Origin of the sequence: Paramylibacter ulvae, from assembly GCF_014652655.1 — a bacterium.
Classification (GTDB): domain Bacteria; phylum Pseudomonadota; class Alphaproteobacteria; order Rhodobacterales; family Rhodobacteraceae; genus Amylibacter; species Amylibacter ulvae.
The window spans coordinates 35380-60197 of the sequence record NZ_BMZF01000004.1; the positions used below are offsets into that span (position 1 = coordinate 35380).

The following is a 24818-nucleotide window of genomic DNA, read 5'->3' on the forward strand; positions in this document are numbered from 1 at the left end:
CATATTTCACGTTTCTCTCTGGCATAGATGTGATCGGGTGATTACATAGGTGTGCAAGTAAGGGATGGCGTGTGAGCGAGCGGTTTATCATATTTGACACGGGGCCAAATGGTGATTTGGCGGGATTTGTTGATCCAAGCGAAGTGATTGTCGCATGGGACGCGGACGATGTGGCGGATGCGTTTGCGCGCATCGAGGCGGCGCGAGCGGCTGGTAAATGGCTGGCGGGGTTTGCGTCATACGAGCTTGGCTATGTGTTTGAGCCGCGATTGGCGCCGCGTATGCCAGAGGGACGGCAAAGCCCGTTGTTATGTTTTGGCGTGTTTGATGGTGTGGAAATGGCCGCAACGCGTGGGTTGATGCATCGCGCACAAAGTGAAGCGGCGCAAGCGACACTGGATGCGCCAAGCCCCAAATGGTCAGCGGATGAATATGGTACTGCATTTGCGCAGGTGGCGGAATATATCGCCGCTGGTGATTTTTATCAGACCAATCTGACATTCCCGATGGACAGTAAATTCAAAGGTTCGCCCCTTGGTCTTTACGCCGCATTGCGCCATGGGCAGCCTGTGAATTATGGTGGGATTGTTCAACTGGGGCAGGGGCCGATATTGGTGAGCCGCTCGCCAGAGCTGTTTTTCAAAGTGGACGCAGCGGGTGTGATTTCAACGCGCCCGATGAAAGGCACGGTACCACGGGGCAAGACCGCGGGTGAGGATGCCGATCTCAAAGCATTCTTGCAAAGTGATGAGAAAAACCGTGCGGAAAACCTGATGATTGTGGATTTGTTGCGCAATGATATTTCACGCGTGGCCAAGGTGGGATCGGTGCGTGTGCCTGAATTGTTCACCATCGAGAGTTACGCCACCGTGCATCAGATGACATCGCTGGTCGAGGCGGATTTGCAAGATGGGTTAAGCGTAGAAGATCTGTTTCAAGCGCTGTTCCCCTGTGGATCGATCACAGGCGCGCCCAAGTTGCGCGCGATGGAAGTGATTAATGATCTGGAACCATTCCCGCGTGATATTTATTGCGGGTCCATTGGGTGGATCGCACCATCTGGGGAAATGGCGTTTAATGTGGCAATCCGCACATTAAGCCTGTTTGACGATCAATCGGTGCGACTAAACGTAGGTGGCGGGGTTGTTTATGATTCAACCGCGGACAGCGAATATGAGGAAGCATTGTGGAAAGCACGCTATACCAAAATTCGCCCGATGGGCTGATTGTAATTGAAACCTTGCGGTTTGATGGGCAGGACGGATTCGTGCGTCTTGGGCTGCATCTGGATCGCGCGGCGCGTAGTTGTGAAACGCTCGGGGTTTCGTTTGATCGTGCAGATGCGTTGCAAACCTTGGGGGCGGCTGTTGGTGATGCCACATGCCGCGTGCGCTTAACGATTGCAAAAACAGGTGCGATTGTGGTTGAAACATTCGCGTTCACACCGATTGCGCGCGATTGGAATGTCGCAATTGCACCGCGCCGATTGCAATCGGATGATCCGTGGTTAAGGGTAAAAACAAACCAGCGCGCTGGATATGATCAGGATCGCGCCAATCTGCCCGATGGGGTGGATGAATATATTTATCAAAACGAACGGGGGGAACTGTGCGAGGGTGCGATTACCAATCTGTTTGTGGAGATTGATGGCCAGTTATGCACGCCGCCGCTGCAATCGGGTTTGCTGCCTGGTATTTTGCGCCAATCCATGTTGGATGAACATCGCGTTCGCGAAGCAATTTTAACACCCGCTGATTTGAAAGTGGCCAGTGCGATTTATGTTGGCAATTCGCTCCGCGGCCTTATTCGTGCCAAGTTGATTTGACAGGCTGAGCCGCAATACGCAAAGCTGTGCGAAACAATAGGAGAGTTCAATGCGGTATCTTATTTCATGTGTCGCCATCGTTTTTACAATTGCGACATCTGTGCAGGCCTATGAAGACACGCGCGGTGGTAAATTGTTGACCCTGATGGGATTTGATGTGGCGATTGCCAGCTTGGTGCCACAAATGAAGGCCGTCAAAGATAACGCACCCGATATGGGCGACGAGGTTTTTGACGATTGGGACGTGGTTGTTGAACAAGTTTACCAGCCAGACGCCATCATGCAGGCCACAGCAGAGGCGCTGACAAATGCGTTGACTGCAACGCAGTCCGAAACGCTGACTACTTATTTTTCATCGGGCATCGGATATGAAATGACGCAGTTGGAAAATGCGGCCAATGGTGTGGAAAGTATTGGTATGGCCGAAACCTATGGCCCCGGTATTTTGCAAGAATTGTCAGAGGTAAATCCAGAACGTCTGGGGCAAATCAATGATTTGATCGATGCGCTGGGCATTGTTGAAAATAGCACGGCGGGTGCGATGAATATGGGGTTTGCGCTGACCATGGGGATGATCAGTGCGAGCGACAATCCATTGGGTGTGACAGAACAACAAGTGTTGCGTCATATGGCGGCGCAACATGATGAAATCGCCAATGGTATGAAGCTGGACATTTTGAATGGCACCGCGTTCACATATCAAAACGCATCCAATGAAGAGTTCGCAGAATATGTGGAATTTTTGAAATCTGACCTCGCACAAAAACTGTATCGTACTGTGCGTGATGTCGAAAATGAAATGATCAACGGTTTTTCACGCAAATTGGGCCGTGAACTGGTGAAGCGCGCATCGGCACGTAAATTATAGGTTGGGAAAACAGGCGCGGGTTGCCTCTGTTTTTTCGCGTCCTGCATCGGCGAGGATATCGGCGATTTGGGTGACGTCCATCGCGCGATCCAAGTTGCGTTTCGTGACCAACGATATTTTGCGATCGGGTTGGGGTTCGGCCAATCGTAATACCGATAGGTTTTCATCGCGATACGATGGATCAAACGCAAGTTCGGGCAATAATGTAGCACCATACCCCCCCGCCGCAAGTTGCGTGAGGGTTAACAATGAACTCGCCCCGATTTGGTTCAATGTTTCTTGGCTAGCATAACGGCACAGGCTTTGTGCTTGGTCGCGCAAACAATGACCTTCTGACAATAATAGCAATTTCAGGGGTGCCATATCGGTGAGCGCGATTTCACCATCTGCTAAAAACATTGCCGCCGCTTGGTCGGCATGTATGGCCAACATGAAACGGTCATCGAACAAATGGCGTTGGCGCAAATTATCATTGAGCACGTCGGTTGCAATGACACAGGCATCAAGCTGTCCGTTTTGCAACTCTTCCAGCAAAATGTCGGTTTGTGCTTCGCGCAGGTGCAGATCCAGATCAGGCAGATTTGATTGAATTTTGGCAATCGCACTCGGCAATAGATAGGGCGCCACGGTTGGGATCACCCCAAGGCTAAACCGCCCCTGTAATCCGCGTTTCAGGCGTGCCGCATTTTCCAGATCATGCACATCGGTCAAAATTGATTTTGACCGCGCCAATATATCCGCCCCAAACGGCGTTGGCGATATGGGGCGTGCAGTGCGATCTATTAATGCACTGCCCAATGTTTCCTCCAACTCTTTGATTTTTACGGAAAGTGCGGGTTGAGATACATTTGCCGCTGCCGCCGCACGGCCAAAATGGCCATGCTGACACAAACTTTGGAAATATTGCAATTGACGCAAAGATACTTTCATAACTTTTACCTATCAAAATTAAATTATTTTGCAATTTTAAATTATCATTTTTCTAGATTACTCTGTTTTTAAGAACAGTTGATTCCATAACCAGAGGAGAGCCAGATGTCTGACAAAACCAAGCGATTAACCACCACCGCAGGTGCGCCAATCGGAGATAACCAAAATTCACAAACCGCAGGTGAACGCGGCCCTGTATTGATGCAGGATTACCAATTGATCGAAAAGTTGGCGCATCAAAACCGCGAACGTATCCCAGAACGTGTTGTACACGCCAAAGGTTGGGGTGCACACGGGACATTGACCATCACCAACGACATTTCCAAATACACCAAGGCGGATATTTTTTCCAAAGTAGGCAAACAAACATCGATGATTTGCCGCTTTTCTACGGTAGCAGGTGAATTGGGTGCGGCGGACAACGAACGCGATGTGCGTGGTTTTGCGCTGAAATTTTACACGGACGAGGGCAACTGGGATCTGGTTGGCAATAACACACCTGTGTTTTTCCTGCGCGACCCTTACAAATTCCCAGATTTCATCCACACGCAAAAACGCCACCCGCGCACCAACCTGCGTAGCGCCACCGCGATGTGGGATTACTGGTCGCAAAGCCCAGAGGCATTGCATCAGGTAACAATCTTGATGTCCGATCGCGGTTGCCCAACAACACCAATGAACATGAACGGCTACGGCAGCCATACATATGCGATGATCAATGCGGATAATGAACGTGTTTGGGTGAAGTTCCACTTTAAAACACAACAAGGCCACGCGCATTTGACAAACGAAGAAGCGGGCCAAAAAATTGGCGAAACCCGCGAGGGATACCAAGAATCCTTGTTCGGTACGATTGAATCTGGTGAATTCCCAAAATGGGACATGAAAATTCAGGTGATGACCGAGGAACAAGCCGCGCAAACACCATATAACCCGTTTGATCTGACCAAGGTTTGGCCGCATGGCGATTTCCCATTGATCGACGTGGGCACATTGGAATTGAACCGCAATGCCGATAACTATTTCGCGGAAATTGAAACGGCTGCGTATAGCCCATCAAACATCGTACCCGGCATCGGGTTTAGCCCAGATAAGGTTCTGCAAGCGCGTATATTCAGTTATGCGGATGCGCATCGCTATCGGATTGGCACACATTACGAACAACTGCCTGTGAACCAGCCAAAATGCCCTGTGCATCATTATCACAAAGATGGTGCTATGAATGTGTTGGGTCAGGTGACAGGTGCGAAAGATGCCTATTACGAGCCAAACTCAATGGGTGGCGCAACTGAATCACCCGACTTTAACGAGCCAGCATTGCCACTTGATGGAAATGCCGATCGTTTCAATCACCGTGATGGCAATGATGACTACGGTCAGCCACGCGCGTTGCATGATTTGATGAACGCTGACCAACAGGCGCGGCTGTATTCAAACACCGCCGCATCCATGGTGGGCGTGCCCGATCATATCGTAGATTTGGCGCTGAGCCACTATGCGAAGATCAGCCAGCAATACGCAGACGGCATTCGCTCAGCATTGAATGGCATGTCGTAATTCACGACTTTTGATCATTAAAATTGCGGCGTCCCATTGGGGCGCCGTTTTTGGTTCTGTCAGATCGCGGTTTTTCCCGAACCGATGGAAAACAACGTCGATCCGTGTTGTTTGGCGGTTTTATGCGCCCAAGGCTTGACAATTTGGCGATAAACAAGTGTATCAGCGCAACAGAATAATCCAAATTTAAACCCTTGAAGGGATGTCCGATGCACAGCTACCGCAGCCATACTTGCGCAGATCTTAACGCGAAACATGTTGGCGAAAATGTTCGCCTGTCTGGTTGGGTGCATCGTGTGCGCGATCACGGCGGGATTTTGTTCATCGACCTGCGCGATCATTACGGCATTACACAGGTTTTGGCCGATCCCGACAGCCCTGCGTTTTCTGAACTGGAAAAGGTCCGTTCAGAATGGTGCATTCGCATTGATGGCGAGGTAAAGGCACGCGCACCAGAATTGGTAAACAAAAACATTCCCACGGGCGAAGTGGAAATTTTTGTGCGTGATATGGAAGTGTTGGGCGCCTCCAAAGAATTGCCATTGCAAGTGTTCGACGAACCAGATTTCCCCGAAGAAACCCGCCTGAAATATCGTTTCTTGGACCTGCGCCGTGAAACATTGCACAACAATATTATCCTGCGTTCAAACGTCGTGAAATCCATCCGTAGCCGCATGGATGGACAGGGTTTCAACGAATTTCAAACGCCAATTATCACCGCATCATCACCAGAGGGTGCACGCGATTTTTTGGTGCCATCACGCCTGCACCCGGGCAAGTTTTACGCCCTGCCACAAGCCCCGCAACAGTTCAAACAAATGATCATGGTCGCGGGTTTTGATAAATACTTCCAAATCGCACCGTGTTTCCGTGACGAAGACCCGCGCGCCGACCGAAGCCCAACCGATTTTTACCAGCTCGATCTGGAAATGTCCTTTGTAAATCAACAAGATGTGTTCGATACGATTGAGCCAGTGGTTAAGGGTATTTTTGAGGAATTTGGCAAGGGTCGCCCCGTGTCTCAAGACTGGCCACAGATTTCATACAAAGATTCCGCGCTGTGGTATGGCACCGATAAACCAGACCTGCGTAACCCGATTAAAATGCAGGTTGTGTCTGAACATTTCGCAGGCTCTGGTTTCGCAATTTTTGCCAAGCTTTTGGAAAACGAAGGCACTGAAATTCGTGCGATCCCGGCGCCCAAGGGTGGGTCGCGGAAATTCTGTGATCGGATGAACAAATTTGCGCAACAAGAAGGGTTGCCCGGCATGGGCTATATTTTCTGGCGCGATCAGGGCGAAGGGATGGAGGCCGCGGGGCCGTTGGCAAAAAACATCGGGCCAGAGCGTACAGAGGCGATCCGTCAACAGCTTGGCCTTGCGGTTGGCGATGCTGCGTTTTTCTTGGGCGGCAAACCAGCGGCATTTGAATCGGTTGCGGGGCGTGCGCGCACCGTGATTGGCGAAGAGCTGGAATTGACCGATAAGGACAGTTTCCAATTCGCATGGATCGTCGATTTCCCGATGTATGAGCGCGATCCAGAAAGCGGCAAGGTCGATTTCAGCCACAACCCATTTTCCATGCCACAAGGCGGGATGGATGCGTTGAGCGCAGAAGACCCCGAAACGATTTTGGGTTACCAATACGATCTGGCCTGTAACGGTTACGAGCTGATTTCGGGTGCGATCCGAAACCACCAGCCCGAAATCATGTACAAGGCATTTGAAATCGCGGGATACCCCAAAGAAGAGGTTGAAAAACGCTTTGGCGGGATGGTCAATGCGTTCACATATGGCGCGCCACCCCATGGTGGTTGTGCGGCAGGGATTGACCGTATTGTGATGCTGTTGGCCGATGAATCAAACATCCGCCAAGTGATCATGTTCCCGATGAACCAACGCGCCGAAGATTTGATGCTGGGCGGCCCATCAGAGCCGACAAATGAACAGCTTCGTGAATTGCACCTGCGGGTTATTCCCGCAGAGGATAAATAATTCTGCGCAGATTTGCGACATAAAATCAAAGACTTGCCCGATCACAAAACTTTGGGCAAGTCGTTGCTGGAAATTTTGCGAATAAGGATTAGGTTGCATTCTAACAAAGGATGAAACCGATGATATTCAGCGATTTTCAGAAAGCCATTTCACAATTAAATGATAGCCGATTTTTGCGCGTCATGGGATATGGCGTGGCGTTGACGGTTGCGTTGCTGGCCACCGTGACCATGGGGGTGCAATGGATTTTACCCGATACGATTAGCCTGCCTTGGGTCGGCGAAATTGCTTGGTTAAGCAGCCTGTTGTCTGGCTTTGTTCTGTTCGCAATGATCGGCATGTCGGTGTTTTTAATGGTGCCTGTGGCATCAATTTTCACAGGGTTCTTTTTGGAACAAGTGGCCGATGCGGTGGAGGATAAACATTACCCCACGCTGGCGGATGTCAGCCCCGTTCCGTTCATGGATATGCTGATTGATAGCGCGAAATTTTTGGCATTGTTGGTGGTGGTGAACCTGTGCGCACTGGTGCTGTATTTGATATTTACACCGATTGCACCGATCCTGTTTTGGGCGGTGAATGGGATGTTATTGGGGCGTGAATATTTCCAACTTGTCGCGATGCGAAAACTGGGCCGTGCGGGCGCAAATGCAATGCGTAAAAAACACCGATTTCAGATTTTCCTGGCAGGATTTTTGATGGCGGTACCGCTGTCGGTTCCGTTCATAAACCTGTTCATCCCCGTGCTGGGTGTGGCCACATTTACCCACCTGTTTCACCGTATCAACACCGCGAAATAGCCCCGATTTTGGGTGTAGGACATCCGTCGGACATGCGGGGGACACGTGGCGGACAGATGGGGGGCATGGTTCAAGGGCAAAAAGACTAGGTTTACATTCTTTGTTCACGTAAGGCTTCTGCATCACTCAAAGAGCGAAAAGTTTGTGCATCCCATGAACCACTTGGAAATATACCTAATTCATTTTGTGCTTTTTCTAGATATGACTTGCCGTTGTTTGACATCACTATCAGGTCGCGTTGGTAATCTACGACCATCAAAGAATTTTCAATTTGACCTATAGAATTGATCGACGAATTTTCTATATTTGCGAATGATGCAAAGCCAGCTGCTTGAGCAAAAACCCCAAATTCGTAAGCGGATATTGAACGCCCTTCGTTTAGCAAAGACCATTGGAGGTTATTTGCTGACTCTGCTGCTTTTGAAACATTTGCGGATTCGACTGCTTGTTGGAACTCTACAAAATAATTCCTTGAGGTAATTGGGTAGCTTTCCTGATTTTCTTGACTGATCCGCCTTAAGACACTTTCAACTAACCCAGCTTGGATTGTCGGGGTCATTTCGAGCTCTACTGGCACAGGATCGCAATTTTTGCGCGCCATCGTATGTGTTCCCCAGATCGAGCGTGCCTCGATTTTGACGTTAGCATCACACATTTTCAGCTTTGCGTTTCGATAGCCGTTTTCGTTCGTGCGAAACTCTTGAATTGAATCGTCTGGATAGATGACTTTTATATCTGCTTGAACGCCAGTTTCTTTGGATAGAGAAGAATAAGTATTAAACTCAATTTGAAATTCCTGAGCTCTCGCTAGTTGGAGGGGCGCTACCAGTGCCGCTAGGACTATGGGTATTGGAAGTTTCAGCTTGCGCATTTTGTCGTCTCCCATTTGGTACGATTTTTTTAAAGTAAGGCTTAATTTCATTGAGAAGGTGTTTGGCCACATAAATTGCGAAGACAATTGATGTAATGGCAAAAGCGTAGATGAGGGCTGAATCAAAGTGTTTGATAACACTGCTTTGCAAATTTTTTTCAAAGAACTTTGGATTGCTTTCTTTAGATACAACGTTTTTTGAAGGAAAGTACTGGAACCGAAAGTTCTTTAGGGGGTAGTCAGATTGAAAAATAATCTCGACCGATGCGGAGGGAGGAATCCAAGCCGTAACTTTTATGGTGCCACCTAGAGGCGACATCGTTGGGTCGATTTCGTTTGATAAATTATAAGGTGTTACAATACGGTATTGTGGTTTGTTATTATTAGACACGTCAAAGCAGGGAGCCGAACTATCTTGCGATAGGCACGTGAGCGTAAATTCACCTTCGAAAACATTTTCTCTAGATATGTTTTCAAGTCGAAATACAGAGCCAGATTGAGATTTTGAAAAAGAATATATCAATGAAAGCCGGTCACTTAACGCCTCTTGCAAAGTTGAAATATACCAACCTAGCGCAGCGACGAAAATGACAATAGCAAAAGGCGCAGTTTCACTCTTGAATATATTCATTCTCGAATTCTCTTCCGAGCAAATTTATTACTCTGTTTTTCAATTACTTAAATATTGTGGCACAATAGCAAGAAAATAAAATTTTTTCAACTATAGGTGGTTTTTTGTTTGCTCGTTATTCACAAAAAAACGGCCAAGGTTTCCCTTGACCGTCTCCTAATTCTTTACCCGCGCGTTACCGCGCCCAACGGATCAATCTTTGCGAAAGAATGATTTGTCTTTGTTGGGTTTGTCAAAGCTTTTGCCTTCGAACGGTTTGCCGCGACCCTTGTCGCCGCCACGATCACCACCGCGATCACCGCCCTTAAAGCCGCCTTTGCCGCCGCGATCTCCACCACGGTCGCCGCCTTTGAATCCGCCACGGTCACCACCGCGGTCGCCACCCTTGAAACCGCCACGATCACCGCCACGGTCGCCACCTGCTGGGGCCTCCCATTTGCGAATGAGGGCGATATCGAATGTATCGCGATTGACGCTGCCTTCGTTGATCCAAACAACAGAGATGGCTTTGCCAGTGATTTTTTCGACTGCCAAACGTGGCGAGCCAGAGACGAGTACGACGATATCGCCTTCGGTAAGTACAGACATGTTATGTTCCTTTGAACAGAGGTTTCCACCTGCCCCTAGTTGGATTCAATGATATTGTAAATGTCCATTTGTTCCGCTGTGATCAAACCAGATGAAATCAGCCACACAAAAAACAGCCAGAGCGGGATGGAAATTATCGTCACGATCAGCATGCGTTTTTTGATTTGCGGATCGGCCGGGGCGCTGGCAGGAGTACCAGGCACCACGTTGTTATCCTCGCCCTGTGATTTCAGGCGGATGGGCAGGACGATAAACAGAACCATAAACCATGTGACGGCCAAGAGGACGAGTGCGGCGCTGATGTTCATTACACTTGTTCCAATTCGATCAAGGTGCCGTTGAAATCTTTGGGGTGCAGAAACAGCACGGGTTTGCCATGCGCCCCGATTTTGGGTTCGCCCTTGCCAAGGACGCGCGCGCCATTGGCGATCAGTTTGTCACGTGAAGCGATGATATCGTCCACCTCATAACACATGTGATGGATGCCGCCATCGGGGTTTTTGGCCAAAAAGTTATTGATCGGGCTATCGTCACCCAGTGGATAGATCAGCTCTATTTTTGTGTTGGGCAGGGTGATGAACACCACCGTCACACCGTGTTCGGGTTGATCAAATGGTTCTGCCACATCTGCACCCAATGTATCGCGATACATCGCCATCGCGCTGTTCAAATCTGGCACTGCGATGGCCACGTGGTTTAATCGTCCAATCATTGTGGTCTCCTTTGGGGGTATCTAGGCCAAATGGATTTAGGCTTGCAAGGGAATTAGCGGGGCAAATGCGCGCGGCGTTAGGGCGATATTAGGATTCAATTGGTTTTATAAAAATACGCTGCAATTTGACTGGAGAACCGAAAATGGAAGAATTTGCCAGTGATGACAATCACTTAGCCCCGCGCAGAACCGCCAAACGCCCGCTGTTGGGGTTGACGATTCTGTTGATCGAAGACAGCCGTTATTTCGCCGATGCGGTGCGACTGTTGGCCATTCGCAGCGGTGCGCGTTTGCGCCGTGCGGATTGTTTGGAATCGGCGCGCAAACATATCCGCATTTACCGCCCCGATGTGGTGATCGTTGATATGGGCCTGCCAGATGGATCTGGTGTGGATTTTATCACCCAAATTGTCGCGATCGGGCAAGGGGCGCCAAAGGTGATCGCAATGAGCGGTGCAGATTATTTGCGCGGCGATGCGCTGGCATCTGGCGCGGCGCAATTCATCGAAAAACCGTTCTTTGATTTGGCAGGATTTCAACAATCGGTGTTGTCGGTATTGGATGCGAGCGAAAAATCGGCGGATTTTGTACCGCGGGTTGCGGGCGATGCGGTTGAACCAGATGAAGACGCATACGAAGAAGATTTGCGCGACATTGCCAAAATGATGGATGCCGCAATTATTCGCGCGGATCACGAGGTGTTGCAATACACCGCACAATTTTTGCAATCCGTTGCGCGCGTGGCGCATGACCAGGAAATGATGGAATGCGCAACGCGGTTTGCGGCGCGACTGGCCGGTGATGATTGGAAAAGCAATCTGCGCGATTTGCAATGTCTAGTGCGTGGGCGTTTAACACAGGCATCGGTCTGAATGCGCTTGGATTTTGTGATACGCCACCTATAATCGCCGCAAATTATAGAGGTGCGTTATGGAAACGGGTATAGTATTTTTTAAAAAAGCCATTGCGATGGTTGGCGACAATATCAACGATGCAGTTCGGGTGAGCGCGGTTATTTATATCGTGCAATTTGTGATTGTCACGGCGTTGATGGTCTCTATCACTGGCGGTTTTGACGCGGCACAATTACAAGACCCTGCACAAATGGCACAACGCGCGGGGGGTGCCACGATCAGCGCATTGTTGATTGTTGTTGTCACCATCTTGTCGTTGTCGTGGATCGCGGTTGCGTGGCATCGATTTGTATTGTTGGAAGAATACGCCCAAGGTGTTGTGCCCGCGTGGAACCGTGCACGTGTGATGGCGTATATTTGGAAATCAATTTTATTGGGGTTGTTAATCATCGGAATCGCAATCATCCCCATGATGATCGTGGGGATGCTGGCAGCGGTTTCGCCGATTTTATCAGGGCTTGGTATGATCGCGTTGTTTGCAGGTATTATCTGGTTGTCGACACGATTGGCGATGGTGTTACCCGCCACCGCGATCGGGAGCGAAATGACATTTGCACAGGCTTGGAAACACACGGAAAGCCGTAGCAAAGATATCTTTGTCGCGGCTGTTTTGATGTCGTTGATATTCAGCATCACCGGACAGGTATTGCAATCATTCCTGCCCGTGAATGTGATCGGCGCGGTTGTGATGGGTGCGTTTCAATGGGTTGCAACGATGGTGGGGTTGTCGTTAATCACCACCATTTATGGCGCCTGTGTGGAAGGGCGCGAAATCGCGTAACGGCAAGCCGCGGGAATTATTCCGCGGCTTTGGTTTTTGAAGCGGCCTTTTTGGGGGCCGCTTTTTTTGCAGGTGCCTTTTTCTTGGCTGCCGCTTTTTTCTTGGGCGCAGCTTTCTTGCGCGCAGGTTTTGCCTTGCCTGCCTTTTCTGTGATCAATTCCACAGCCTTTTCCATTGTCACATCTGCAGGTTCGATGTCCTTTGGCAATGTTGCATTAACCTTGGCCCATTTGACATAGGGGCCATATCGACCGTCCATGACGTTCACTGAGCCACCCTCGGTTGGGTGTTCACCCAATTCTTTCAACGGTGTCGCCGCGGCGCCGCGCCCAGTTTTATTGGCCTTTTCTGTGATCAATTCCACCGCGCGGTTCATGCCAACGGTAAAAACCTCTTCTGGGTCTTTCATGTTGGCATAGATTTTTTGTGCGGTTTTCTTACCTTCTTCCAGTGGTTTTTCCCACATCACATAGGGACCAAAACGCCCGATTGCGGCGGTGATTGTGCCCCCATCGGGATGGTCGCCAACCTTGCGCGGCAGGGATAACAATTGCAATGCACGCTCGAGCCCTACCTCGCTGAGATCCGACCCTTTGGGGATGGATGCACGTGGTGGTTTTGGAATTTCATCCGTTGCATTGCCGCGCTGAACATAGGGGCCAAAACGACCTGTTCGCAAGGTGATGGTTTCGCCGTCATCATCAAGCCCTAGCGGTTTCCCGTCGGGGCCTGCGATATCGCCACCCTCGAGTTCACCTGCCAATGGACGGGTGTATCGGCATTCGGGATAATTCGAACAGCCAATAAATGCACCACCTGATCGTGCGGTACGCATGGACAAACGCCCTGTGCCACATGTTTTACACACGCGTGGATCTGATCCATCCTCGGTTGGGGGGAACAGGTGGGGTTCCAACACCTCGTTGATTTTTTCCAATACTTCGGTGATGCGCAAATCGGCGGTTTCACCGATCGCAGCGGAAAAATCACGCCAGAAACGGGTCAGAACATCGATGTAATTAGCGTCACCTGCGGAAATTTCATCAAGTTCTTCTTCCAACTGGGCGGTGAAATTATAGCCCACGTATTGGCGGAAATAGTTTTCCAAAAAGGCGATCACCAATCGCCCTTTATCCTCGGCGATCAGGCGATTTTTTTCTTTGCGCACATATTCGCGCGTTTGAATTGTTGTGACGATTGATGCATATGTCGATGGGCGACCGATGCCCAATTCTTCCATGCGTTTGACCAATGTCGCCTCTGTGTAACGGGGCGGTGGTTGGGTGAAATGCTGGTTCGGTGTGACCGATTTTTTCGCGCAAGCCTCGCCATTGGTTAGCTGTGGTAAACGCTTGTCATCATCATCAATCACCGCGTCATCATCGCGACCTTCTTCGTAAACCTTTAAGAAACCTTCGAACGTGATCACTTGACCCGTGGCGCGCAGGCCAACCTGACCGTCATCCGATCCGATGTCGACCGTGGTACGTTCGATTTTGGCCGATGACATTTGGCTGGCAAGCGTACGTTTCCAAATCAAATCGTATAATTTGCGTTGATCCGCTTCCAATTTGGACAGGCTTTCTGGCGTTGCGTCCATCACGGTTGGGCGAATACATTCGTGCGCCTCTTGTGCGTTTTTCGCTTTGTTTTTGTAAATGCGCGGCTCCGGTGACACAAATTCTTTGCCGTAGAGGCCAGAAATTGCGGTGCGTGCTTCGGTCACGGCTTCGGGAGCCATGTCGATGCCATCGGTACGCATATATGTGATGTGTCCAGCCTCGTATAAACGTTGCGCGGTGGACATGGTTTGACGTGCGCCAAAGCCAAATTTGCGGCTTGCTTCTTGTTGCAGGGTCGATGTCATAAACGGTGCGGATGGGTTGCGATTGGCAGGTTTACTTTCGACCGATTGCACCGACAAATCACGCGAGGTGACGGCCTGAACCGCCATTTCCGCGCTGACCTCGTTTTCAAGATCGTATTTCTCAAGCTTTTTGCCGGCAAGCATACGCAAACTGGTATCAAAATCTTGGCCACGCGAATTGGTTAGGGTGGTTTTCACCGACCAATATTCGCGCGGTTTGAATTTTTCAATTTCCATTTCGCGTTCAACAATCAAACGCAGACATACGGATTGCACGCGCCCTGCGGATTTTGAACCGGGCAATTTGCGCCACAATACGGGCGAGAGGTTAAAACCCACCAGATAATCAAGCGCACGGCGTGCCAAATATGCCTCGACCAGTTCCATATCAACGGCGCGGGGATTTTTCATCGCTTCGGTTACGGCGGTTTTTGTGATGGCGTTGAACACAACGCGGCTTACGGCCGTGGACTTTTTGATCGCTTTGCGTTTGCGCAAAGTTTCTTCGAGATGCCAACTGATGGCTTCGCCTTCGCGGTCGGGGTCGGTTGCGAGGATCAGTTCATCATCGCTCTTAAGCGCATCGGCAATGGCCTTGATGTGTTTGCGGCTGTCGTTTGCGACCTCCCATTTCATATCGAAATTATTGTCGGTATCAACCGAACCATCCTTGGGCGGCAGATCACGCACGTGACCATAAGAGGCAAGCACGGTGTAGTCTTTGCCAAGGTATTTATTAATGGTCTTTGCTTTGGCAGGAGACTCGACAACAACAACAGGCATAACTGATTCCTTTAAGCGAATTTGGCCATAGGCTATGGGCGCGGAACATGTGTTGGTTATCGGTACAATGTCAATGGGGCGGACAAAAATAAGATTTGAAGCGGGGTGAATTATGCCTTTCTTGCCAGCTTGCCACCTGGGTGGCGCGAAATATCGCCCGTGATTTCAAGTGCGGTGATTTGGGGGGAAACGGAATTTGTTGGCAAGCCTGTATCGCGGATCACGTCATCCTCGGAGACCGCAGAAGGGCCAAGCAGATTTAGAATCCGATCGGCAATTTGGCGCGCAGACAGGCGCGGGATTTCAGCGGCGGGTGGTTCGGCAAACGCCATTTGCGATTGTTCGGGGCGGTCAAGTGACTCAAGGATGTCTGCACCGCTTCGGATTAATGTGGCCCCTTCGCGGATTAATATATTGCACCCTGTGGCGCGCCCATCCATGGGATTGCCGGGCACGGCCATCACCTCGCGCCCCAATTCGGCGGCGATACGTGCGGTGATTAAACTGCCTGATCTTGCGGCACCTTCCACCACAACAATGGCGGATGAAACACCCGCGATGATACGGTTGCGTTGGGGAAAATGGCGTGCCTGTGGGATTAATCCGATGGGTTGTTCGGACAGGCGCAGACCCGATTGTGCGATATCATTTGTGAGTGCGTCATTTTCTTTGGGATAAATCACATCAAGGCCACCCGCTTGCACCGCGATTGTTCCCGTTTGCAAGCTTGCCTGATGTGCGGCGGCGTCGATACCACGCGCCAAACCCGATGCAACGCAAACGCCAGCTGCGCCCAATTCACGCGCGATATTCCCCGCAATGCGCCGCCCCAACGATGATGCGTTGCGCGCACCAACCATGGCCACGATGTCGCGTTGCCCAAGTGTGATATTTCCCTGTGCCCATAAAAATGGCGGTGCGTCGGGGGCTTCGTTTAATAGCGTTGGATAATCTGGATGACCCAGAAATAACGGGGTGAACCCCAAATGCCGCCCCGCATCATATTCGCGTTCGGCGACGCCAACGTTACAGGTTGTGTATTTTGAAACACCTGCGTCGCGCGCGATGTTTGGCAATGCGTCAAGTGCCGCATCAACCGATTCATATTCATTCAACAGACGGATGAATGTCGCGGGCCCCACCCGGCGCGATCGGGTCAGGCGCAGCCAGTTGATCTGATCCTTCACGGATTTCGGCATGCGGTTGGGTGGTATTTTGTGGAATCGTTCGCTCATGTTCTGACTGTGTCACCTGATGGTTAACAGAGTTTGAATCATTTGATTCAATTTCACCCGCTTCATCATCATTCAACATTTTTTCAGCACGTTCGCGCAGATTGGATTTCAACGAAGCCTGATCGGTATTTTGGGAATACAGGTTCGCAACACGTTCAGCCGAACGCCCGAATGGTTTCAGTGTTTTACTGACCCCCAGCGCATCCGGCATCGTAATGACGTTTTCCTTAAGCAGCACATCATAGACATGTTGTGCCATTTCATCGGTTAGCGCCAATTGGCGTTTGAACATGGCTGGGGATGCTTTGTCATGGATGCGCGCCGTGAATGCGGCCCAGCTATACGGGTGTTGAAACATATGAAGCGGCGTTGTCGTCGCGGTTTTTGCAAGTGCTGCGGCGGGGATTGCGGGCGCGCTGATCAATGCGGCGAGCGATTGGGTGAATTGACGACGGTTCATATGGTTGGTTCCTGTGGCAACGCAGTTTTGGTTCCATCCTCGTCCGCGATGATGCGATTTGCCAGTTTTTTAACATTGGTGGTGTCGAAATTTAGACTGGTTCGATTCATGGTGGCAATATCGGGGCGGATGGTTTGATACACGCCTTGGGCATTTGCGGCGGTGACTACGTTGGTTTTAACCAGATGCCGCATCACGTCTTGTGCCAGTGGTTGGGGAATTTGCAAGATAGAGGTCAGCGTTTTGGCGGTGATGTCTGGGCGTGCCTGCGCAATGCCGCGCCCCCATAAATGTGCATATTGTGCCGATTTCGCACCGAGCGTTTTTGTTACGCCTGACGGTGTCGCAATTGATATGTTTGGCATAACAGCAGCTGCGCCAAGTGCGAGTGTGAATTGACGCCGGTTCATGATGTTTCCTCAGGTGTTGATTGCGCTGTTTCCTGTGGATCTGTTTCCACGGGTTCATCAATGATACGTTCAATCGTGGATCTGATATCTGGTTTTTTGACGATGTTGGAAACGGTCACCGCGCTTTGTTGTGCGACGCGCAATGCGGCATCGGACAATTTCCAATAGGGCGCAATGGCGCGTACAAAACCGTTTTCATCGGGAACTGAAATCACATTTTGTGATTGCAATTTGGCAATGATGGATAGTGTTTCATCCTCTGTCGTGTTGAGCACACCCATAAACATTTCAGGTGCGGCACGATCCCAGAGGTTTGCGTAGTACACCGCGCGTTCATACAGATTGGATTGCGTAAGCCCGCCCAACCCAAATGTGAGCGGTTTGATCGGTGCGGATGCGATGGCGCCAAGGCCTTGTGTGAATTGGCGACGGTTCATAACATTGGTTCCTGATCTGAAAGGGTGTGTGGTGATTGATCACCAAGTACAGTGGCGTTTGCGTGATCGCGCAGCGTTGTTTCAGCGTCGGCAGTTTGTGCAAACAGATGACAAATGGATGTTCCGTTGTGAATGTAAAACCCCACAGGCGCACCAATGGCACCGATGACGATAGTGTTGGCAAGTTCGGTATGAAGGTATGTATTGATGTCTTCGCAAGGTTGATCTGAGTTTTGTTCCCAGATTTCCGCGAGCGCTGGTATATCGTCTTGGACAGCGTTGCGTGGTTGTTCGTGGGGTTGTGGGGTGTTTGTCGTATTTGTGCGTTTGGCTTGCTGTTTTGGTTCAACTGTTTTTGACGCGGCATGTGGAATGGATTTTGGTTGGCGTGCGACCAAGTTGGGGTGGGCAGCACCACTGGCGGTGAGGTAATTTTCAGCGATCAGTTGTGCGTGAATGAGTTTTGCTGTGCTTTGATCAATGCGCAAAAAAGGCGCGAGCATTTGTGGGCTACAGACCTTGTGCATACGCGTAAGATAATCCGCCCAGCAATAGGCCATGCTGGGCACCGCAGTTTGTGCAACAGGTGTCGCCAATGCTGCCGTTGGCAATGCGGGTGCAGCGAAAAGGGCGGCGATGGATTGGGAGAATTGGCGCCTATTCATCTGTTTCAGGCTCTTTGATCGGTTCAACCGAAATGTCGCACTCGTCAAAATGGTGTTTGATCTGTGAAAGCGATTTTCGTGCGTCGGGCTGTTTGGCCGCAATGTTTTGAATTGGCGCAGGTGTGTCGAAATAATCTATCGCCTTGAACACGCCCTGCGCATTTGCCGGCGCGATGACATTTGTTTTGATCAGATGTTGCATCAAGTCTGTCGCGACATCGGGTGGAAATGAATAATTATGGATGAATGTTTCGAGCGTCAGATTATCGTGAATACGTGCGGCAAATCCCGCCATCCCATATGCATCGAGCCCTGTTTTGGCAACGTAGGCCGCAGCGGGTGATGTGCCCATTGCACCGATGGCAAAGCGCGTGGGCGCGGCAAGTGCGCCACCCGTGGCGAGGATGGATTGTGTAAATTGGCGTCTGTTCATGCCATATTATATAGGGCGTGACCACCAAATTGCGAGTCATTCGCAACTAAAAATGTAGACGGAGCGCTGCACCGACGAAAAATCCCACTTGCCGTGCGGATACCTGCGGCGCGGATATTTTTGCAAAATGGCGATGGGAGAGGGGTTTAAGTTTGTGAGCCACCCACGGTGAGCCCACCGATCAACAATGTTGGCTGACCAACGCCCACGGGCACCCATTGACCCGCCTTGCCACAATTACCCATGCCGGGGTCAAGTGCCATATCGTTGCCAATGGCGCGGATATGTTTCAGGGCGGTTGCCCCATCGCCGATTAGTGTTGCCCCTTTGACGGGTGCGCCGATTTTACCGTTTTTGACACGGTAAGCCTCGGTACAGGAAAACACGAATTTTCCGTTGGTGATATCGACCTGACCACCGCCAAACCCAACGGCATATATACCATCTTTAATGTCGGCAACGATTTCAGAAGGATCCGCATTGCCGCCTTCCATATAGGTGTTGGTCATGCGCGGCATTGGGGCATGCGCATAGCTTTCGCGTCGTCCATTGCCCGTGGGGGCGACACCCATCAAGCGTGCATTTTGACGATCTTGCATATAGCCGACCAGAATACCGTCTTCGATCAGGGTGTTTTTTTGTGATTGTGTGCCTTCGTCATCAAAGCTGATGGAGCCGCGACGATCAGGGATTGTGCCATCGTCCAGAACGGTGACACCTTTGGCGGCGACTTGTTTCCCCATCAGCCCCGCAAAGGCAGAGGTTTTTTTGCGGTTAAAATCGCCTTCTAGTCCGTGGCCGACAGCCTCGTGTAGCAAGATACCCGGCCAGCCATTGCCAAGGGCTACGTCAAACACACCTGCGGGGGCAGGTTCGGCATCAAGATTAACAAGCGCGATGCGCAATGCCTCTTTCGCGGTTTTTTGCCAGTGATCAGATTGCAAAAGTGGGGAAAGCAAATAGCGGCCACCGCCTCCTGCGGATCCGCTTTCGCGCCGCCCGTTTTGTTCAACAATGACGCTGACGTTTAGGCGGGTCATCGGGCGCACATCGCGCAAAATTGTACCCTCGGGTCGCATGATTTCAACCTCTTGTAGGCTGGCGGCGATTGTCGCGCTGACCTGTACCACGCGTTTATCGAGGGTTCGGGTGAAATCGTCGATCTCTTTCAGGGTTTCGATTTTGACAGAAAATTCTGCATCGGCCATTGGATCGGCATCGGTGTAAAGGCGTTGATTGGTTGCCTGTGGTGCGCTTGCAAGGGTGGCACCACCCGCGCCAACCGCGAGGCGAGCAGTTTCAGCGGCGCGTTTCAGTGCGGATTCGGTCATTGTTGTGGAATGGGCATAACCCGCAGTTTCACCGCGCACGGCGCGAAGGCCAAAACCCTCTGACGCGTTGTAGCTGGCGTTTTTGAGACGGCCATCATCGAATACCAATGCCTCTGATTTACGCCGTTCCAGAAATAATTCCCCATCATCGGCACCCGCTACTGCGTTTTGCAGAGTTTTTAGGGCAGCTTTTTCGTCGATATCGGTTTCAAACGGGCGAAAGGGCGCTGTTTGGTTGTTCATTTGTGCTGTCCTTTTGATAAATCTGTCCAAAAGCGGCTGAATGCCGCAAAGGGAATACTTGTTCTTTTGCCCTTATTATGGTTTTTCAGGCCAAGGAAACAACTGGGGATTCTCTTGTTACATTGTAAGAGCCCCGAAAAATGGCTAAAACAGCCAAGAATGACAGGATCGGACGCATGGCGATTTCAAAGGTTTTGAATAGATTTGGCGCAACACTGGCAGGTGTAATGGCCGCGGGGAGTGCATTGGCACAAGATTCGCTGCAAGGTTTGGAATCAATTGGTAAACCCGTTGATGGTGCTATGGGCTGGCAGCCCGCCGTGACAGAATTGGCGCGTGATATCCATTGGATGGATAATTTCCTGTTGATTATCATTACGATTATCACTGTTTTTGTGACGCTTTTGTTGGTTTGGGTGATTATTCGCTATAACCGTCGTCGCAACCCAACACCTGCGACATTCACCCACAACACTGCGATTGAAATCGCGTGGACGTTTATTCCTGTTCTGGTGCTGATCTTTATGGTCGGCCCAAGCTTGAACCGTTTGAACAAGCAACAAATCATTCCAGAGGCGGATATCACCATCAAGGCGATTGGCAACCAATGGTACTGGACACATGAATATGTGGATCACGGTTTTGGTTTTGACAGCTATATGTTGGGCCACCCTGCGACCATGCCCGAGGGTACAGAGGGCGATGAATTCAAATTGTCACCATCCGTGAAAACTTTGCTGGCCGACAAAGGTTACAGCGAAGACGAATTTTTGCTGGCAACAGACACAGCCGTTGTTGTGCCCGTTGGTAAAACCGTTGTTGTACAGGTGACGGGCGCGGATGTGATCCATTCATGGACAATACCAGCGTTTGGCGTAAAGCAAGACGCAGTTCCTGGTCGTTTGGCAGAGCTTTGGTTTAACGCTGAAAAAGAAGGCGTTTATTTTGGCCAGTGTTCAGAATTGTGCGGTAAAGACCACACATATATGCCGATCACGGTCAAGGTTGTGAGCGAAGAAGTATATGAAAACTGGTTGGATGGCGCGATCGAAGAATATGCAGGCATCCCACGTGACGTGAAAGTTGCAACTGCAAACTAATCCCTATCGCGGATGGGTCGATGACCTGTCCGCGCTGCAATTTGGGCAGGAACAACCGTGACAAATCAATCCTATGACGCCGAATTCGGCGATTTTTTTGCATTGTTAAAACCACGAGTCATGTCGTTGGTGGTTTTTACCGCTGCGGTTGGATTGTTGGTGGCACCCGTTTCCATGAACCCTGTTTTGGCGTTTTCTGCCGTATTGTTCATTGCGTTGGGCGCGGGTGCGTCAGGTGCGTTGAACATGTGGTGGGATGCCGACATTGATCAGATTATGAAGCGCACACAAGGGCGCCCCATTCCATCTGGGCGTGTAACGCCAAGCAATGCATTGATCATGGGATTGTGGTTATCTGTGTTGGCGGTTGGCATGTTGGGGCTGACTTCCAATTGGGTGGCGGCGGGATTGCTGGCATTTACCATCTTTTTCTATGCGGTGGTGTATTCGATGTGGCTGAAACGCTCGACCCCGCAAAACATCGTGATTGGTGGTGCGGCGGGCGCATTCCCACCGATGGTGGGTTGGGCCGCGGCAACGGGTGGCGTTTCTGTTGAAAGCGTGTTGATGTTTTCGTTGATTTTTATGTGGACTCCACCCCATTTTTGGTCGCTGGCATTGTTTATGAACCATGATTATTCGGCGGCGGGGGTGCCGATGATGACTGTGACACATGGCAAACCATATACGCGTAAACAAATTTTAATTTACACGATCTTGTTGGCGCCCGTTACCCTTGCGCTGGCATTCACAAGTATTGGTGGCCCAGTGTATTTCGCCGCTGCGGTGATATTAAGCGTTGGATTTTTACGCGGGGCGTGGGGATTGTTTCAACGCAGTGAAGACGTTGCAACCAGTGACGATTATCGCGCCGAGCGCGGCGTTTTTAAATTTTCGCTGTTATACTTGTTCACCTTGTTTTTCGCACTGTTGATAGAGGCCGCGTTGCGCGGCTTGAACCTTACTTGGGGCGCTTGGCCCGTTTGGATATAAAATGACGATACGAAAAGATCACGAAGTGCATAAACGCCGCGGCAAAACCAATATGACATTGGGCATTGTATTGGGCGCATTTGTCCTGTTGGTTTTTGCGATTACCATTTCTAAGATGGTGGGCGAAGCACAACGTGTGCAATCTGAAAACGCAACAACACAGGCCGAGTGATGGCAATGAACCAAAACAACAAAATCGCATTCCGTTTCTTAGGGGTTGCCGCATTCATGCTGGCAATGTCATTTGCGGCGGTGCCGTTTTATGATTGGTTCTGCCGTGTCACTGGATTTGGTGGCGTGACACAAGTTGCCGTGCAACAAAGCGATGAAATCTTGGATGAAACCATGAATGTTCGTTTTGATGGGTCGCTTGAATCTGGGATGCCTTGGGAATTTAAACCCGTTGAACGCAAGATGAAAATCAAAATTGGCGAAACCGGTTTGGCATTTTACGAAGCCTATAACCCAACCGATAAACCCATTGCAGGCACGGCCAGCTATAACGTTTACCCATATGTTGCCGGTGCATATTTCACAAAAATCGATTGTTTTTGTTTTGAAATGCAGGTTTTGCAACCAGGCGAGCGGGTGCAAATGCCAGTGACTTTCTTTGTTGATCCCGAAATCAAGGACGATCCAGAGACAAGTTTGATCAAATCCATCACTTTATCTTACACATTCCATGTGACAGATTTACCTAATACACAAGCAAGTCTTGCCACGGACGACAAAAGCCAAGTAAAAGCGGCTCAATAACAAGGGAACTTGATTCATGGCGCATGAAAAAAATCACGACTATCACATTCTTCAACCCAGCATTTGGCCTGCATTTGGTGCGTTAAGCGCGTTTACAATGTTGTTCGGCGCTGTTTTGGCATCGCACCACTTGGGGCGTGGCAATGATCCGGTAACATTTGTTGGCATTCCAATGTCACCTTGGTTGTTCATCCTTGGCCTTGTGATGGTGTTATACACCATGTTCGGCTGGTGGTCAGAGGTTGTCAAAGAATCCCATGTCGGCGATCATACACCCGTTGTTGTGATTGGTCTGCGTTACGGCGTGATCATGTTCATCATGTCAGAGGTAATGTTCTTTGCCGCTTGGTTCTGGTCATTCTTTAAACATGCAATGTACCCAATGACAGAGGGCTCCCCTGCAATCGATGGCGTTTGGCCACCCGTTGGGATTGAAACATTCGATCCATGGCATTTGCCACTGATCAACACGTTGATTTTGTTGTGCTCTGGTTGTTTCGCAACATGGGCGCACCACGCATTGGCACATGAAAATGACCGCAAAGGTTTGGTGTGGGGGCTGGTTGGCGCGATTGTTCTGGGCGCGATCTTTACCGTGTTCCAAGCATATGAATATGGCCATGCCGCGTTTAGCTTCCGCGAAAATATTTACGGTGCGAACTTCTTCATGGCGACAGGGTTCCACGGCTTCCACGTGATCATCGGTACGATCTTTTTGGCGGTATGTCTGGCGCGCGCGCTCAAAGGTCACTTTACCCAAGAACGCCACGTCGGGTTCGAGGCCGCCGCATGGTACTGGCACTTTGTTGATGTTGTATGGTTGTTCTTGTTCGCAGCCGTTTACATCTGGGGTGGCTGAACCATCCATCAATAACTAATTTAAAAGCGTAGGGCGATTGTCCTGCGCTTTTGCATTTGTAGGGCACGAATGACAAAACGAATGATCTTACCGCTGATCTTTGGGGTGGCGGGCATTGCGGTGTTGCTTTGGCTAGGGCTGTGGCAGATGCAGCGGCTGGAATGGAAGCTGGGCATCATTGACGCAATTGAAACGCGCATGGCAGCAGAGCCTGTGGCGCTGGCTGAATTACCGCAACAATTGAGCAAGGATGTAAATAATTATCAGCGTGTGAAATTAAACGCGACCCTGACGGGGCGCGAAATGCATGTGCTGACCTCGATCAAATTCAAGGGCCCTGGGTTTCGTGTGGTGGCAGAGGCGATTTGGAATGACCAAACGATCTTGGTCGATCTTGGGTTTGTGTTAGAGGAATCAAAAAACACTCCGCGTACGGGTGAAGAATTGCAATTCATCGGCAATCTGATTTGGCCAAATGAATGGGATCCAGCGTTCACACCTGAACCTGATTTGACCAAAAACATTTGGTTTGCACGCGATTTACCGCGCATGTCTGAAAATTTCAAAACCGCGCCAATTATGGTTGTGATGCAATCTGCAACACTTGTGGATGGGGGCGAATATAACGACACACTGCCCCAACCCGTGAGCGTGAATATCACCAATGATCATTTGCAATATGCGATCACATGGTTTTCGCTGGCATTGGTATGGTTTGGGATGACACTCTATCTGCTTTGGCGTATTAAGCGCAAAACCGTGTAAGGCTTGATCA

Annotated in this window: 28 protein-coding genes; 14 read left to right on the forward strand and 14 right to left on the reverse strand. The window is 50.3% G+C overall.

The window, feature by feature from the left end; translation table 11 throughout:
* Nucleotides 1-71: 71 nt before the first annotated feature.
* The 3 genes from IE094_RS08685 to IE094_RS08695 are packed head-to-tail and all read left to right on the forward strand — an operon-like array spanning nt 72 to nt 2693.
* On the forward strand, nt 72-1226 hold the full coding sequence (locus IE094_RS08685) for an aminodeoxychorismate synthase component I (protein WP_229802188.1): 1155 nt from the start codon (nt 72-74) through the stop codon (nt 1224-1226).
* Entirely contained in the window at nt 1187-1825 is a 639-nt protein-coding gene (locus IE094_RS08690) for an aminotransferase class IV family protein (RefSeq protein ID WP_189640316.1), read from the forward strand. Before IE094_RS08685 ends, IE094_RS08690 begins: the two co-directional genes overlap by 40 nt.
* Before the next feature lie 49 nt (nt 1826-1874).
* On the forward strand, nt 1875-2693 hold the full coding sequence (locus tag IE094_RS08695; protein ID WP_189640317.1) for a DUF2059 domain-containing protein: 819 nt from the start codon (nt 1875-1877) through the stop codon (nt 2691-2693).
* Here the strand turns inward: IE094_RS08695 and IE094_RS08700 are convergent.
* Nucleotides 2688-3623 (reverse strand): hydrogen peroxide-inducible genes activator, encoded by a 936-nt coding sequence (locus IE094_RS08700; protein ID WP_189640318.1) that lies wholly within the window; start codon nt 3621-3623, stop codon nt 2688-2690. The genes IE094_RS08695 and IE094_RS08700 overlap by 6 nt on opposite strands.
* A gap of 105 nt (nt 3624-3728) precedes the next feature.
* Between IE094_RS08700 and IE094_RS08705 the strand changes: the two genes are divergently transcribed.
* The 3 genes from IE094_RS08705 to IE094_RS08715 all read left to right on the forward strand — a co-directional run bounded on the left by IE094_RS08705 (nt 3729) and on the right by IE094_RS08715 (nt 7974).
* Nucleotides 3729-5180 carry a catalase gene (locus IE094_RS08705; protein ID WP_189640319.1) on the forward strand — a complete coding sequence of 484 codons (1452 nt, stop codon included), beginning with the start codon at nt 3729-3731 and terminating at the stop codon, nt 5178-5180.
* Nucleotides 5181-5389: 209 nt separating this feature from the next.
* Nucleotides 5390-7174, forward strand: a complete 1785-nt coding sequence (gene aspS, locus IE094_RS08710) for an aspartate--tRNA ligase (RefSeq protein ID WP_189640320.1) — start codon at nt 5390-5392, stop codon at nt 7172-7174.
* Between the two features lie 119 nt (nt 7175-7293).
* Entirely contained in the window at nt 7294-7974 is a 681-nt protein-coding gene (locus IE094_RS08715) for an EI24 domain-containing protein (protein WP_229802217.1), read from the forward strand.
* A 91-nt stretch (nt 7975-8065) separates the two neighbouring features.
* Here IE094_RS08715 and IE094_RS08720 read toward each other — a convergent pair whose 3' ends face one another.
* From IE094_RS08720 to mce, 5 genes are all read right to left on the reverse strand, one after another.
* The gene (locus IE094_RS08720; protein WP_189640321.1) at nt 8066-8845 is read right to left on the reverse strand and encodes a hypothetical protein; all 780 of its coding nucleotides are present in this window, start codon (nt 8843-8845) and stop codon (nt 8066-8068) included.
* On the reverse strand, nt 8757-9476 hold the full coding sequence (locus tag IE094_RS08725; protein WP_189640322.1) for a hypothetical protein: 720 nt from the start codon (nt 9474-9476) through the stop codon (nt 8757-8759). The genes IE094_RS08720 and IE094_RS08725 overlap by 89 nt, the downstream gene beginning before the upstream one ends.
* Before the next feature lie 192 nt (nt 9477-9668).
* Nucleotides 9669-10064: a hypothetical protein gene (locus IE094_RS08730; RefSeq protein WP_229802190.1), complete on the reverse strand. Its 396-nt coding sequence runs from the start codon at nt 10062-10064 to the stop codon at nt 9669-9671.
* Between the two features lie 35 nt (nt 10065-10099).
* On the reverse strand, nt 10100-10372 hold the full coding sequence (locus tag IE094_RS08735; RefSeq protein ID WP_189640323.1) for a DUF1467 family protein: 273 nt from the start codon (nt 10370-10372) through the stop codon (nt 10100-10102).
* Complete coding sequence (gene mce / locus IE094_RS08740; protein WP_189640324.1) at nt 10372-10776, reverse strand: methylmalonyl-CoA epimerase; 405 nt, start codon at nt 10774-10776, stop codon at nt 10372-10374. Before mce ends, IE094_RS08735 begins: the two co-directional genes overlap by 1 nt.
* A 143-nt stretch (nt 10777-10919) precedes the next feature.
* Between mce and IE094_RS08745 the strand changes: the two genes are divergently transcribed.
* Both IE094_RS08745 and IE094_RS08750 read left to right on the forward strand, forming a co-directional pair.
* Nucleotides 10920-11648 (forward strand): response regulator, encoded by a 729-nt coding sequence (locus tag IE094_RS08745; RefSeq protein WP_189640325.1) that lies wholly within the window; start codon nt 10920-10922, stop codon nt 11646-11648.
* A 58-nt stretch (nt 11649-11706) separates the two neighbouring features.
* A complete protein-coding gene (locus IE094_RS08750; protein ID WP_189640326.1) occupies nt 11707-12471 on the forward strand; it encodes a hypothetical protein in 765 nt (254 codons plus the stop codon).
* Between the two features lie 16 nt (nt 12472-12487).
* Here IE094_RS08750 and topA read toward each other — a convergent pair whose 3' ends face one another.
* The 8 genes from topA to tldD form a co-directional block, all read right to left on the reverse strand.
* The gene (topA, locus tag IE094_RS08755; RefSeq protein ID WP_189640327.1) at nt 12488-15121 is read right to left on the reverse strand and encodes a type I DNA topoisomerase; all 2634 of its coding nucleotides are present in this window, start codon (nt 15119-15121) and stop codon (nt 12488-12490) included.
* Nucleotides 15122-15231: 110 nt separating this feature from the next.
* Entirely contained in the window at nt 15232-16320 is a 1089-nt protein-coding gene (dprA, locus tag IE094_RS08760) for a DNA-processing protein DprA (RefSeq protein WP_189640561.1), read from the reverse strand.
* On the reverse strand, nt 16229-16816 hold the full coding sequence (locus IE094_RS08765; RefSeq protein WP_189640328.1) for a hypothetical protein: 588 nt from the start codon (nt 16814-16816) through the stop codon (nt 16229-16231). Before IE094_RS08765 ends, dprA begins: the two co-directional genes overlap by 92 nt.
* A complete protein-coding gene (locus IE094_RS08770) occupies nt 16813-17226 on the reverse strand; it encodes a hypothetical protein (protein ID WP_189640329.1) in 414 nt (137 codons plus the stop codon). Before IE094_RS08770 ends, IE094_RS08765 begins: the two co-directional genes overlap by 4 nt.
* Nucleotides 17223-17663, reverse strand: coding sequence for a hypothetical protein (locus IE094_RS08775; RefSeq protein WP_189640330.1), 441 nt, complete (start codon nt 17661-17663; stop codon nt 17223-17225). Before IE094_RS08775 ends, IE094_RS08770 begins: the two co-directional genes overlap by 4 nt.
* Entirely contained in the window at nt 17660-18328 is a 669-nt protein-coding gene (locus IE094_RS08780; protein ID WP_189640331.1) for a hypothetical protein, read from the reverse strand. The genes IE094_RS08775 and IE094_RS08780 overlap by 4 nt, the downstream gene beginning before the upstream one ends.
* A complete protein-coding gene (locus IE094_RS08785) occupies nt 18321-18761 on the reverse strand; it encodes a hypothetical protein (RefSeq protein WP_189640332.1) in 441 nt (146 codons plus the stop codon). The genes IE094_RS08780 and IE094_RS08785 overlap by 8 nt, the downstream gene beginning before the upstream one ends.
* A 146-nt stretch (nt 18762-18907) precedes the next feature.
* Nucleotides 18908-20335 (reverse strand): metalloprotease TldD, encoded by a 1428-nt coding sequence (gene tldD / locus IE094_RS08790; RefSeq protein ID WP_189640333.1) that lies wholly within the window; start codon nt 20333-20335, stop codon nt 18908-18910.
* Between the two features lie 176 nt (nt 20336-20511).
* Here tldD and coxB point away from each other — a divergent pair, with 176 nt between their 5' ends.
* The 6 genes from coxB to IE094_RS08820 all read left to right on the forward strand — a co-directional run bounded on the left by coxB (nt 20512) and on the right by IE094_RS08820 (nt 24808).
* Nucleotides 20512-21435 (forward strand): cytochrome c oxidase subunit II, encoded by a 924-nt coding sequence (gene coxB, locus IE094_RS08795; RefSeq protein WP_189640562.1) that lies wholly within the window; start codon nt 20512-20514, stop codon nt 21433-21435.
* 57 nt (nt 21436-21492) lie between these two features.
* Entirely contained in the window at nt 21493-22428 is a 936-nt protein-coding gene (cyoE, locus tag IE094_RS08800; protein ID WP_229802195.1) for a heme o synthase, read from the forward strand.
* A 1-nt stretch (nt 22429) separates the two neighbouring features.
* Complete coding sequence (locus IE094_RS08805) at nt 22430-22600, forward strand: cytochrome c oxidase system small membrane protein (RefSeq protein ID WP_189640334.1); 171 nt, start codon at nt 22430-22432, stop codon at nt 22598-22600.
* Nucleotides 22600-23184, forward strand: a complete 585-nt coding sequence (locus IE094_RS08810; RefSeq protein ID WP_189640335.1) for a cytochrome c oxidase assembly protein — start codon at nt 22600-22602, stop codon at nt 23182-23184. Before IE094_RS08805 ends, IE094_RS08810 begins: the two co-directional genes overlap by 1 nt.
* A gap of 16 nt (nt 23185-23200) precedes the next feature.
* Nucleotides 23201-24043 (forward strand): cytochrome c oxidase subunit 3, encoded by an 843-nt coding sequence (locus IE094_RS08815; protein ID WP_189640336.1) that lies wholly within the window; start codon nt 23201-23203, stop codon nt 24041-24043.
* A gap of 69 nt (nt 24044-24112) precedes the next feature.
* Nucleotides 24113-24808, forward strand: a complete 696-nt coding sequence (locus IE094_RS08820; RefSeq protein WP_189640337.1) for an SURF1 family protein — start codon at nt 24113-24115, stop codon at nt 24806-24808.
* The last annotated feature ends 10 nt before the right edge of the window (nt 24809-24818 follow it).